The sequence below is a fragment of the Flavobacterium galactosi genome, from assembly GCF_048158585.1.
GTDB lineage: Bacteria > Bacteroidota > Bacteroidia > Flavobacteriales > Flavobacteriaceae > Flavobacterium > Flavobacterium galactosi.
Map to the genome: position 1 here is coordinate 730,971 of NZ_JBLNKV010000001.1, position 13,470 is coordinate 744,440.

Annotated in this window: 7 protein-coding genes; 6 read left to right on the top strand and 1 reads right to left on the bottom strand. The window is 34.9% G+C overall.

Translation table 11 applies throughout. From position 1 onward, the window contains the following. Positions 1-453: 453 nt before the first annotated feature. The gene (locus ACM55M_RS03175; RefSeq protein WP_416856044.1) at positions 454-2,826 is read right to left on the bottom strand and encodes an efflux RND transporter permease subunit; all 2,373 of its coding nucleotides are present in this window, start codon (positions 2,824-2,826) and stop codon (positions 454-456) included. A gap of 197 nt (positions 2,827-3,023) precedes the next feature. Here ACM55M_RS03175 and ACM55M_RS03180 point away from each other — a divergent pair, with 197 nt between their 5' ends. From ACM55M_RS03180 to ACM55M_RS03205, 6 genes are all read left to right on the top strand, one after another. Next, positions 3,024-5,294, top strand: coding sequence for a cation:proton antiporter domain-containing protein (locus ACM55M_RS03180; protein WP_416856046.1), 2,271 nt, complete (start codon positions 3,024-3,026; stop codon positions 5,292-5,294). A 2-nt stretch (positions 5,295-5,296) separates the two neighbouring features. After that, complete coding sequence (locus ACM55M_RS03185) at positions 5,297-5,626, top strand: DMT family transporter (RefSeq protein ID WP_416856047.1); 330 nt, start codon at positions 5,297-5,299, stop codon at positions 5,624-5,626. Positions 5,627-5,671: 45 nt separating this feature from the next. Next, positions 5,672-6,442 (top strand): sensor histidine kinase, encoded by a 771-nt coding sequence (locus tag ACM55M_RS03190; RefSeq protein ID WP_416856048.1) that lies wholly within the window; start codon positions 5,672-5,674, stop codon positions 6,440-6,442. After that, the gene (locus ACM55M_RS03195; RefSeq protein WP_416856050.1) at positions 6,405-7,124 is read left to right on the top strand and encodes a LytR/AlgR family response regulator transcription factor; all 720 of its coding nucleotides are present in this window, start codon (positions 6,405-6,407) and stop codon (positions 7,122-7,124) included. Before ACM55M_RS03190 ends, ACM55M_RS03195 begins: the two co-directional genes overlap by 38 nt. 123 nt (positions 7,125-7,247) lie before the next feature. Further along, positions 7,248-9,518, top strand: a complete 2,271-nt coding sequence (locus ACM55M_RS03200) for a cation:proton antiporter (RefSeq protein WP_416856051.1) — start codon at positions 7,248-7,250, stop codon at positions 9,516-9,518. A 509-nt stretch (positions 9,519-10,027) separates the two neighbouring features. After that, a complete protein-coding gene (locus ACM55M_RS03205) occupies positions 10,028-13,417 on the top strand; it encodes a T9SS sorting signal type C domain-containing protein (RefSeq protein ID WP_416856053.1) in 3,390 nt (1,129 codons plus the stop codon). The last annotated feature ends 53 nt before the right edge of the window (positions 13,418-13,470 follow it).

Consider the following 13,470-nt stretch of genomic DNA (forward strand, 5'->3'; position numbering starts at 1 on the left):
GTATATAATTGATATTGAAAATTGTCTTGTAACCGAAGTGCAAATATAAAGGATTTGTTTTAAAAGTCATTGCGAGAAATAGGGTAATCTGGCTGTCATTGCGAATTTCTGAAGCAATCTCCCGCTATCCGCTATATCTTTGTGTTTTTAAAGAAAAAACACAAAGGATGCCGCTACTATCGGGGCTAAACGAAGGGAGGGATTTGGAGTTTCAAGAAATGTTTTTGAGGGATATCCTGCACCGTTTTTTTTAACCTTGTAGGTGTTATAATAATGAATTTGAATACCTACAAGGTTAAAAAAAACCTTGCAGGATAAAAGTGCGAATTGACTAAATCGATTATAAGTTACCACAATTCCCTAGCCCTGATTGAAACGGCATCCTTTTCTTGTCTCTTTTTTGAGACAAGAAAAGATAGAGTGTAAAGCGGGAAATAGCTCCAAATAAAAAAACTAATTCACTAATTCGACTTCTACAAGGTCTTCTTTTTTGGCTTTTTTCTTTTCAAAAGTCAATACCAGTGCCGGTAAAACCAATAAGTTAGCAAACATGGCAAACAACAGCGTACAAGAAATCAAACCGCCAAGCGCAATGGTACCGCTAAAGCTGGAAAGTGTGAAAGTCGCAAATCCAAGAATCAATACCACCGAAGTATAGAACGTACTAATTCCGGTTTCTCTCAACGCACTGAATACTGATTTTTTGACTTTTCCGTTGTTTTGCAGTAAATCGTGGCGGTATTTTGCCATAAACTGAATCGCATTATCCACCGAAATCCCGAAAGCTATACTGAAAACCAAAATAGTAGATGGCTTCAACGGAATGCCAAAATACCCCATCAATCCGGAGGTGATGCAAAGCGGCAAAACATTAGTGATTACGGATGCCATTACCATTTTACCTGATCTGAATAAATAGGCCATTAATAATGCTATCAAGAAAATGGCGAAAATCAGGGATTCAATCAGGTTGTCAATTAGATAAGAAGTTCCTTTTTGGAAAACCAACGCTTTCCCGGTCAGAGTGACTTCATAACGGTCTTTTGGAAAAACTTTGTCTATTTTTTGTCGCAACTGGCCTTCCACTTTTGCCATTTCCTCGGTTCCGATATCTTTCATGAAAGTGGTGATTCGGGCATATTGTCCCGTAGAATCCACATAACTTTTCATCAAATTTTCTTTGGTGTTTTTGGTGGCATTTTTGGCATACGAAAGGATGAAAGCCTGTTCTTGCGAAGTAGGTAACTCGTAATATTCCGGATTGCCGTTGTAATACGCTTGCTTGGAATATTTAACCAAATTTACAATAGAAATAGGTTTTGATAATTCTGGAATGGTAGCAATGGTTTCTTGCAGTTCATCCATTTTTTTCATCGTGGACAACTTCATAACCCCTTTTTTACGTTTGGTGTTAATCATGATTTCCAATGGCATAACGCCGTTGAATTCCTTTTCGAAGAAAACAATGTCTTTAAAGAAAGAGGCGCTTTTTGGCATTTCACCAATCAAACTTCCCGAAACTTTCATTTGTGAAACCCCAATTACGCTAAATAAAAGTAGTAAAGCGTAGATGATATAAATCGTTTTTCGTTTGTATTTTACAATGTTCTCCACCCAATCCAACAAGGTTGAAATGTAAGTTTTGCTCAAGTGATACAAGTGTTTTTCCTTTGGTAAAGGCATAAAACTGTAAAAAATTGGCACAACAACCAGCGTCAACAGGTATACGGAGATAACGTTGATGGAAGTCACTAATCCAAATTCAAAAAGTAAATCGTTACCCGTAATCATAAATGTGGCAAAACCGGCAGCTGTTGTTAAATTCGTCATCAGCGTAGCAACACCAATTTTAGAAATTACACGTTGTAAGGCTTTGGCTTGATTATTATGCAGTTTTATTTCCTGTTGGTATTTATTAATCAGGAAAATACAGTTTGTAATCCCAATAACAATAATCAATGGCGGAATAATAGCCGTTAAAATCGTGATTTTGTAATGGAATAATCCCAATGTCCCAAAAGACCACATCACTCCAAAAAGCAAAATACAAATGGATATAAATGTCGCTCGAAACGAACGGAAGAATAAAAAGAAAATTAATGAAGTGATAAACAACGCTGCACCAATGAAAAGACCAATTTCGCCTTTCATGTTCTCTGCATTTATCGTTCGGATGTAAGGCATTCCCGAAACACGAAGATCGATTCCGGTTGTTTTCTCGAATTTCTCGATTTTTGGAACCAGATTGTCAATGATGAAAGTCTTTCTTCCTGCCGTATTTACAATTTTCTTGTTTAGATAAACCGCTGAACGAATACTTCCCGATTGTTTATTGAATAATAATCCTTCGTAAAAAGGGAGGCTGTTAAAGAGTTCGTTTTTTATTTTCTGTAAATATCCTGGGTTTACAGTTTGAGTTTGGTCGATAAGTGGAACCAATTCAAATTTTTCTTCTGCTTCGTTTTTTTGTAATTTTTTTAAATCATTCAAAGAAACGACTAGTTCTACTTCTTTGGAATTTTTTAAACCAGTCATCAATTCATTCCAGGCAGCAAAAGCTTTTGGAGTGAAAAAAGTGTTGTCTTTGAAACCGATAACAATCAAATTGCCTTCTTCGCCAAACTTGTTTAAAAAATCTTCGTATTGTTGATTTACAATGTGTTTTTTAGGAAGTAAATTGGCTTCAGTATACGTCATACCAAGGTTTTTCCATTGCAATGCCAGAAAAACGGTTAGGGCAAGAATAACTCCTAGTATTGCGATTCTATTTTTAAGTACAATTCGGGCGATTAATTCCCAAAATCCTACTGTTATTTTCTTTTTCATAGCTGTTTTAAAAATGCATGCAAATGTAATGAAAACCGTTATAAATCATAAAGTTTAAAGCAAACTTTTTCTATTGTTACAGGGATAATTCTTTGTTTTTTATTTTACATTAATATAATTTATGAGATATAAATTATATATTTGGTTTTCTCATCTTTGCATTTTTAAAAGAGGAGTAAGTTCACATAAAAATAAATATGAAAAACTACAAAAATGCATTATTTTATTTCGGTGTAACCGGTGGTTTCACTGCTTTAATGTATTGGATTATTAAAAAAGGAAAACATTTAGAAGGAAGTAAAAAAATTACCGGTGCTACAAGTGAGAATGGTTCTTGGAATGATTTTATAGCTTCTATGCAACATAGTTTTCAAGATCCTTTAGCGATACTTTTAGCCCAAATTATAACGATAATACTTGTAGCCCGTTTTTTTGGCTGGGTTTTTAAAAAAATTGGGCAACCCTCAGTTATAGGGGAGATTATCGCTGGGATTGTTTTAGGCCCCTCTTTATTAGGGATGTATTTTCCTGAATTTTCAGCTACATTGTTTCCGGTGGAATCGTTAGGAAATTTAAAGTTTTTAAGCCAAATAGGATTGATACTTTTCATGTTTGTCATAGGCATGGAACTCGATTTGAAAGTATTAAAAAATAAAGCTAATGAAGCCGTTGTAATTAGTCATGCCAGTATAGTTATTCCTTTTGCACTGGGGATTGGGTTAGCTTACTTTGTTTACAATAGATTTGCTCCCGAAGGCGTAAAATTTCTTTCCTTTAGTTTGTTCATGGGAATTGCGATGAGTATAACTGCTTTCCCTGTCTTGGCGCGAATCGTTCAGGAAAGAGGAATCCATAAAACTAGGTTGGGCGCGATTGTTATTACCTGCGCTGCTGCTGATGATATTACTGCTTGGTGTATTTTGGCGGTGGTAATTGCGATAGTAAAAGCGGGTACATTCGTTAGTTCATTATATATCATTTCACTGGCTATAATATATGTTCTATTGATGATTTTTATTGTAAAACCTTTTTTGAAAAGAATAGGGGATTTATATGGAACTAAGGACAGTATAGTAAAACCGGTTGTAGCCATCTTTTTTCTGGTTCTGATACTTTCATCATATGCAACTGAAGTTATTGGTATTCATGCACTTTTTGGGGCTTTTATGGCAGGAGCTATTATGCCGGATGTTCCAAAATTCAGATCTATATTTATTGAGAAAGTCGAGGATGTAGCCTTGATACTTTTATTGCCTTTGTTTTTTGTTTTTACAGGTTTAAAAACGGAGATCGGACTTCTTAATGATCCTTATTTATGGAAAGTGACGGGATTTATTATTCTGGTTGCGGTAGTCGGGAAGTTTTTAGGGAGCGCTTTAGCTGCTAAATTTGTAGGTCAGAGTTGGAGAGACAGTTTAACCATTGGTGCTTTGATGAATACCAGAGGATTGATGGAATTAATCGTGCTGAACATTGGATTAGAGCTTAAAGTGTTGACTCCCGAAGTGTTTACAATGATGGTAATCATGGCTTTGGTCACTACTTTTATGACGGGGCCGGCTTTGGACTTAATCAATTATATCTTTAAAACTAGAGATGGTGTTGACGCTGAAGAAGAAGCAAACCATAATAAGTTCCGAATATTAATTTCGTTTGGTAATAATGAAAAAGGAAAATCGCTTTTACGATTGGCCAATAGTTTAGTAAAGAAAACAAAAGAAACGTCCACTATTACAGTTATGCATTTGTCTTTGAGTGATGAAATGCACCAGTTTAATATGGAGGATAAAGAGAAAAATAGTTTTATTCCAATTGTTGAAGAATCTCAAATACTAAAACAGGAAATCACCACTATTTTTAAAGCGACGATTGATATTGAAACGGATATTGCTGATATTGCGAATCAAGGAGATTACGATTTGTTACTTATAGGTTTAGGAAAATCAATTTTTGAAGGCACAATCCTTGGAAAAGTAATTGGTTTTACCACAAGAATAATCAATCCGGACCGATTGATTGACAAGTTTACCGGAAAAGAGGGATTGTTTGAAAATTCCCCCTTTGATGAAAGAACCAGGCAAATTATTTCTAAAACCAAGATGCCTATTGGGATTTTGATTGATAAGGATTTGCAAAAAGTGGACGAAGTTTTTCTTCCGATTTTTAGTTCTGAAGATTCGTTTTTGTTGGATTACGCCCAGAAATTAATTTATAATAACAATTCTAAAATAGTGATTTTGGATGTAAATGGCCATATCGATTCCAATTTTGTGATTAAGAGCGCCATAAATTCTTTGGAACAAAAATATCCTAAAAATATCACTTTGATGCGAGACAAGATTCTTGAAGAGGAGTTTTTGTCAAACGAAGACTTAATGGTGATTAGTCATGAAAATTGGAAAACGCTTGTGGATTCAAGAAGTGTGTGGCTGAGAGGGGTTCCGTCAGTTTTGATTCTAAAACACTAAAGATGAACTGGATTTTATTAATTATTGGTGGTATTTTTGAAGTGGGTTTTGCAACCTGTTTAGGCAAAGCCAAAGAAAGTTCAGGAGTTACCGCTACACTATGGTTGGGTGGGTTTTTAGTTTGTTTAACCATTAGTATGGTGTTACTTTATAAAGCCACACAAACATTGCCTATAGGAACTGCTTATGCGGTTTGGACTGGAATAGGGGCCGTAGGAACAGTTTTGGTAGGGATTTTTGTTTTTAAAGAACCAGCTGATTTCTGGAGGGTTTTCTTTATCACTACTTTAATAGCTTCGATTATTGGACTTAAATTCGTGTCAAGTCATTAAATGCAAAAAATAATGTCACTTTTTAAAGTATTGTAAACATAAAACATGGATCAAATTTTAGAAAACGATGGTGTGATTTATATGTTTCTGGCGATTATTCTGATTATGATAATCGCGCTTTGCTATGTTATTTATCGATTAATCCAATCAGGAAAAGCAAAAGAAAGTGTTGAGGAAAAGTTTCATTTACTGGAAATGAAAGTAAATAATTTACAGTTGGAAACATTAGAGTCCAAGCTTAATCCCCATCTTTTTAAAAATATTCTCAATTCAATTCAGTCACATGCTTACCAAACCTATTTTGCATTGGATAAATTGGCGAATGTGCTGGATTACATTTTATATGAAAGCCAAAAAAAGTTTGTTTCTTCAAAAGAAGAAATTGAGTTTGCACTGAATCTAATAGAAATCAATAAAATTAAAGTGAGTCCGCTTTTTGAATTGAAAGTAAAAACTAAAATCAATGAAGGCGAAATGCTTTATGAACAACGACTTTTAGCACCTTTAATTTCGATAGATTTAATAGAAAATGCGTTTAAACATGCTGATTTGCAAAGTGCCGATGCCTTTATTTCTGTTTTATTTGAATTCAAAGACAATTGTTTCTATTTGACCGTTTCGAATAAAATTTCAGATAAAAAGACCTTGAAAAAAGAACGAAGCGGCATCGGAGCCACGACATTGGAACAAAGGTTAAAAATTATATACAAAAATCAGTTCAAACTGGATAAATTTGTCGAAAATGACATTTATATCGCGCACTTAAAAATCAATCTTCTTGAATACAAAACTCAAATGCTTGCTGCTGGACGATGAATTACCGGGATTGACCTACCTGAAAATACTTTGTGAGCAAATTCCGGAATTAGAAATCGTAAAGGCATTCAACAATCCCGAAAAATTACTGGCAGAAATTCCAAAACTCGATTTTGATTTGTGTATTTCTGATATTGAAATGCCAGGAATGGATGGTTTGACTCTTGCGAGTTTACTGCAGAATAAATTAGTCATTTTTACCACTGCCTACAAAAACTATGCTGCGGAAGCATTTGATATTGATGCTGTGGATTACATCACAAAACCGGTTACAAGAGAGCGTTTGCAAAAAGCAGTTGCAAAGGCGTTAGAACGATTCAATAAACCTTCGATTACAAAAAAATTCATTCATTTGAATACTGATAAAGGGAAGGCATTGTTATATTTCCATCAGATCCAATACGTTAAAACTGCCGTGACTGACAGTCGGGATAAGGAAGTGTTTCTTGTTGATGGCGGTTCCCTGATTTTAAAAAACATTAATTTTGATTCGCTTTTAAGTCAGCTCCCTGAGCCTGATTTTTGCAGAGTGAATAAAAAGGAGATTATTGCGATGACGGCGGTGAAATTTTTCAATCATAATGAAATTACGCTGAACCATCCGGAAGAAAACGGAAAATTCACCACATTAATCTTGAGCGAAACCTATCGTTCTGATTTTTTAATAAAAGTGAAAATCTAACTTATTACAAAGTTTTCCAATCTTGTTACATTCGGAGGAAATTACCTCGTGTTTCCCTTTATTCCTCAAAAATCACTTCCCATATTTGCATCGCAAAACATTGATAATTTAAAAAGAGGTTGTATGAGAAGTTTTAAAAATTCGTTTTTTTATCTGATAATTATAGGCGGATTTTCTGCTTTGATGTATTGGATTGTCCTAAAAGGGAAAACGTTGGAAATAGGACAAAATATTGTTCGTCACCAAATAGAAAAAGGACATTGGACTGATTTCTTAACATCGATGAACCACAATTTGCAGCATCCTCTAGCCATTCTTCTGGCGCAAATCGTCACTATTATTTTGGTAGCTCGATTTTTTGGATGGGTTTGCAGAAGAATTGGGCAGCCAACAGTAATAGGGGAAATGATAGCAGGGATTGTTTTAGGTCCCTCTTTAATCGGGATGTATTTTCCTGAATTTTCGGCAATGCTGTTTCCGAAAGATTCGTTAGGCAACTTGCAGTTTTTGAGCCAAATTGGATTAATTCTTTTCATGTTTGTTATAGGAATGGAATTGGATTTAAAAGTGCTTAAAAATAAAGCCCATGACGCTGTTGTGATTAGTCATGCCAGTATTATTATTCCGTTTACTCTAGGTTTAGGACTTGCTTATTTTATATACCATTCTTTTGCTCCTCCAGGTGTTGAATTCCTTTCTTTTGGATTGTTTTTGGGAATTGCCATGAGTATTACAGCATTTCCGGTTTTGGCGGGTATCGTTCGGGAACGTGGAATTCATAAAACTAAATTAGGAGCAATTGTAATTACCTGTGCCGCTGCTGATGATATTACGGCATGGTGCATTCTGGCAGCCGTAATCGCTATTGTAAAAGCGGGTTCGTTCACCAGTTCGTTATATGTTATTGCACTGGCTATACTCTATGTAATTGTGATGCTAAAAGTGGTTAGGCCTTTCCTGAAAAGAGTCGGGGATTTGAATGCTACAAAAGAAAGTCTGAACAAACCCGTTGTGGCTATTTTCTTTTTGACATTATTATTGTCTTCTTATGCGTCTGAGTTGATTGGGATTCACGCTTTGTTCGGCGCATTTTTGGCTGGGGCAATTATGCCGGAAAACAATAAATTCCGTACTATTTTTATCGAAAAAGTAGAAGACGTTTCCGTTGTAATCTTACTTCCTTTGTTCTTTGTTTTTACTGGTTTACGAACCCAAATAGGATTAATCGACGATCCTTATTTATGGAAAATTACAGGCTTGATTATTTTGGTTGCAGTGGTCGGTAAGTTTTTTGGTAGTGCTCTTGCGGCAAAGTTCGTAGGGCATAACTGGAAAGACAGTCTCTCTATTGGTACTTTAATGAATACAAGAGGTTTGATGGAATTAGTCGTTTTGAATATTGGGTATGATTTAGGTGTTTTGTCTACCGAAATTTTCACCATGATGGTTATTATGGCATTGGCAACCACCTTTATGACCGGTCCGGCTTTGGATTTAATCAATTATGTTTTTAAAACCAAAAGCAGCATTGTACCGGAAGAAATTAGCAATAAGAGTAAATATAAAGTCTTGATTTCTTTTGCCACACCCGAAAAAGGAAAAACATTATTGAAAGTAGCCAATAGTTTAGTCAAAAAACAAAGTGGGAATACGATTGTTACCGCAATGCATTTATCATTAAGTTCAGAGTTGCATTCCTTTGATGTAAAAGATTATGAGCGAGAAATGTTTTTACCGGTTGTTTCGGAATCGGAAAATCTTAATCAAAAAATCATCACGCTTTTCAAAGCGTCAAATGATATAGATTCAGACATAACGGATACGGCTAATCATGGCGAATATGATTTGTTATTGGTAGGTTTGGGACAATCTATTTTTGAAGGAACATTACTGGGTAAAGTACTTGGTTTTACAACAAGAATCATCAATCCGGATCGTTTGATTGATAAATTTACGGGAAAAGAAGGCTTGTTTGAAAACTCTCCTTTTGATGAAAGAACAAGGCAGATTATTGCCAAAAGCAAAATGTCGGTTGGAATTCTTGTCGATAAAGAATTAGACGAAATCAATCGGGTTTTTATGCCTATTTTTAGTGATGAGGATGCTTTTTTGATTGAATTTGCCCAAAAATTGATTCACAATAATGGTTCTCAAATTACGGTTTTGGATGCGGTGGGTCACATTAGAAACGATAGGAAAATCCAAGAAGGAATTCGTTCGATAGAGCAAATAGCGCCGAATCACATTATGATGATGCAGGAAAGGACGATTAAAAAAGAATTTTTAGAGCAACAGGATTTGATGATTATTAGTTTAGAAAGCTGGAAAAAGTTGCTTGACTCCCACAGTATTTGGCTCAATAATACATCATCGGTATTGATTATAAAACCGTAAAAATAGTTGAATTAAAAATAAAGTCCTGCATTTTTATAGAGACATGCAGGACTTTATTTTTAGTTTAAAGCGCTAAATTAAGTACATAACTTTTACAGCAATATTATCTTCAAATTTAGGAAGTTGCTTGAGCTCCTAACGGTAAAACCGACTTAATTCCAAATCTTTAAAATTTGATTGAGTTCTATTCCTGATTCAAAAAACCTTTGTTTAAAAGTCTTTCAGACTCGTTTTGAAATCTATTTTTCTGAAGTCAAAAATCATTCTGTTGCGACAAAAATAAAACAGATATGTCTTTTTTAGGACGACATTTTTTGAGATTTATTCTTCTTAATATTAGAATTTTAAGAGTTTGTAAAAACAGCTACACAACGAGTAAATATGCATATGAACGACTTTATTATGTTATGCAAATTTGTTTTTTTTATTTTGTTTTTTAATGTAAGTTTTTTCTTTTAGAAAAACATGATTTCAAAAATGAATTTATTAAAAATAATGCAGATACTTTTATGAAAATATTTTTACCTAAGTCTACTTTTTTTACAATTATATTTTTATTGTTTGCTTTTTCTGGAAATGTAATTGCACAAACATATACAATTACTGGAAATGTAAATGCTAGTACTTTAAGCTGCAATACATTTACAGGGTTTGATATAATAAACATTGGTAATGGGGCTACTACTTCTAATTTAATAATGAATGGGGATTTAGACTTGACAACTTGTTCCTTAGGACCAATTCAAATAATAGTAAACAATGCTACAATCGATTTTTCAACAGCTAATAAACGGGTGTACCTTCCAGAAGGTTCTTCAATAGTATTTGTTAATGGCGGAACTTTAAACCCTGCTGGGGGGACTAGTGGAGGTTGTACCGGAAATGATAGGGTATATATAGGTGGTGTACTAATGGCAACTTGTCAAGGAGGATCGGGTTTTTTGGGTTTTGATGACTTAATTACTTTAGGTGGAACTGGGAGTGCAACATCAAATTCTCCAGTTTGTGTTGGAAACTCTATTAATCTTAGCGCATCTCCATCACCAAACGGAGGGCCATACACCTATTCATGGTCTGGCCCCAATGGGTTTTCAAGTACTAGCCGGAATCCTACTATTACTAATTCTGTAACTGCAGCTGCAGGTATATATACAGTAACAATGACTTCAACAACTCTAAGTTCTAATAAATCCATTGTAGCTCAAGCCACAATTGTCGTTAATTCTGGCTCGACTACAGCAGCTCCAACAGTGACTCTTACACAGCCAACTTGTTATGTTTCAACAGGAAACATAACAATAACAGCACCTACAGGTTCTGGAATGAAATACAGTATTGATGGCTTAACATACATAAATACAAATGGTGTCTTTGCTACATTGGTTTCGGGAACATATAATGTAACAGCCAGGAATTCATCTGGATGTATTTCTTCAGGAACTAGTGTATCTATAAACGTACAGCCAGCAACGCCAGTACAGCCAATTTTAAGTACTGTAACACAGCCAACCTGCACCACCTCAAAGGGAAGTTTTACAATAACTAATTATAATGCATCTTATACCTATGTTGTAAGTCCGTTAGCAGGAGTGACAATTTCTGGAAATACAGTGACTGCGCCAACTGGAAGTTATACCTTAACGGCTACCTTAGGAACTTGTACCTCTATTGCATCATCTAGCAAAGCAGTTAATGCACAACCTGTAACGCCAACTGCAGGCTTAACAAGCAATGATGCTGATAATACATTTTGTTTAGGGACATCGGTAACATTTACTGCTTCAGGCGGAACGAATTATAATTTTAGAGTAGCTGGAACAAGTGTTCAAAGTGGTGCAGCAGTAACATTTAACACAACTGCATTAACTAATGGACAAGTAGTTGATGTGATAGTTACGAATGCATCAGGATGTACTGCAACAAGTTCAGGAATTACTAATACAGTAAACTCTTTGCCTACAGCTCCAACATTTACACCGGGAGATATTACACAACCTAATTGTTCTACAGTAACTGGAAGTGTCCTTTTGAGCGGTTTGCCGGCAACAGGCGTTTGGAATTTATATCAAAATGGTAGTGTAACACCATTAATAACTGCAGGAGCAGGAATTAGCACAACTATTACTGGTCTTTCTACAGGAACTTACACTTATACGGTTTCAAATGGTACTTGTATGTCGGTTGTTTCTGCCAATGTAGTGATAGATCCAGTAATCACCGCAACTTGGAACGTTATTTCGGGTGTTGGGTCTTGGACTAATGGACCTCCAACAAGTGCAAAATCCCTTATTTTTAATGGATTATACTCTTCAGTTTCTGACGTTGATGGTTGTTCTTGCCAAGTGAATTCAGGTAGTTCGGTAACTATTTTATTAGGAGGAACTCTAAAAATAACTAACGGGGTTGCTGTTTTAGGCACAGGGATATTAACATTCGAAAATACTGCCAGTTTGGTACAAATTAATGATAATGCAATAAATTCAGGAAACATAACTTATAGGAGAAACAATTCCACAACTAGGGAGACAGATTACACCTATTGGTCTTCGCCAGTGGCAGGGCAAACATTGAAAAAGGTTTCTCCCAAGACCCCATCGAATTTTTTTTATTCGTTTAATGCAGCTGTAAATGATTGGAACCAAGAGAATTCAGCTAATGTTATGACAATAGGTCTTGGTTACATCATTAGAGGACCGCATTATACATCAATACCACCTCCAGGGTTCTATGAAGCTATTTTTCAAGGGGTACCAAACAACGGAAATATTTCTATTCCAATTCCATTTACAGGAAAAGCAACTTCGAATCTTATAGGTAATCCTTATCCATCCGCCTTAAATGCAGATTTGTTTTTAACAACAAATAGTGCAGTATTGGATGGAACCCTTTATTTTTGGACACACAAAACAGAAATTGGCATTGGAGTTAGCAATCCAGGTACTGGAGTTTATGCCTACTCATCAGATGATTATGCGACTTATAATCTAACGGGAGGAACAGCAACAAGAACAGGTAACATTGTAGGACTTGTTGAGGAAACATCCAATAGACCTTCTGGTAAAATTGCTTCGGGACAAGGATTTTTTGTAAGTGGTAAAGCTGCTGGTAATGTGGTATTCAATAACAGTATGCGTATTTCTGGAGGGGCTTCTGGTGTAAATAACGCTCAGTTTTTCAAGGTAACTAAAAATTCAAAAACAATAAATACAATTGAAAAACATCGCGTTTGGCTTAATTTAAGCAACAATCAAGGCGCGTTTAAGCAAACCTTGGTTGGTTATGTTACCAATGCCACTAATGGTTATGATGATGCTTTTGATGGGCAGAGTTTTGATGGGAATAAGTTTGTTGATTTTTATAGTGTTAACGAAAGTGAAAATTTAACAATACAAGGAAGAGCCTTACCTTTTGATGAAAATGATAAGGTTCCTTTGGGCTTTAGTTCTACTATTAAAGGTGTTTTTTCAATAGCTATTGATGAAGTAGATGGATTACTAGCGTCTCAGGATATTTTTATTGAAGATAAGAAAAGTAATTGTGTCAAAAACCTAAAAGAGGGAGCATATAGCTTTTCAACAGAAGCAGGAGTTTTCAACGATCGTTTTATATTGCGATATACAAATACCAATACCAATAAAACTTTAGGAAAGGATACTTTTAATACATTAGAAAATATAGTTTTGGTTTCTAAAGATAAAAATGAATTAAAAATAAAATCAGAACTTGAAAATATAAAACGAATTACCGTTTTCGATTTACTTGGAAGAAAAGTGTTTGATAAAGGAGGAATAGAAAGCAATGAATTTAATATCTTAAATAGTACTTTAAATAAGCAAACTGTAATAGTAAAAATAACTTTAACTACTGGCCAGATAATTTCTAAAAAAGTTATTTATTAGAAACATTTGATCAATTTGACAACGATTAAAAAATCCCATTCTGAATAAACAGA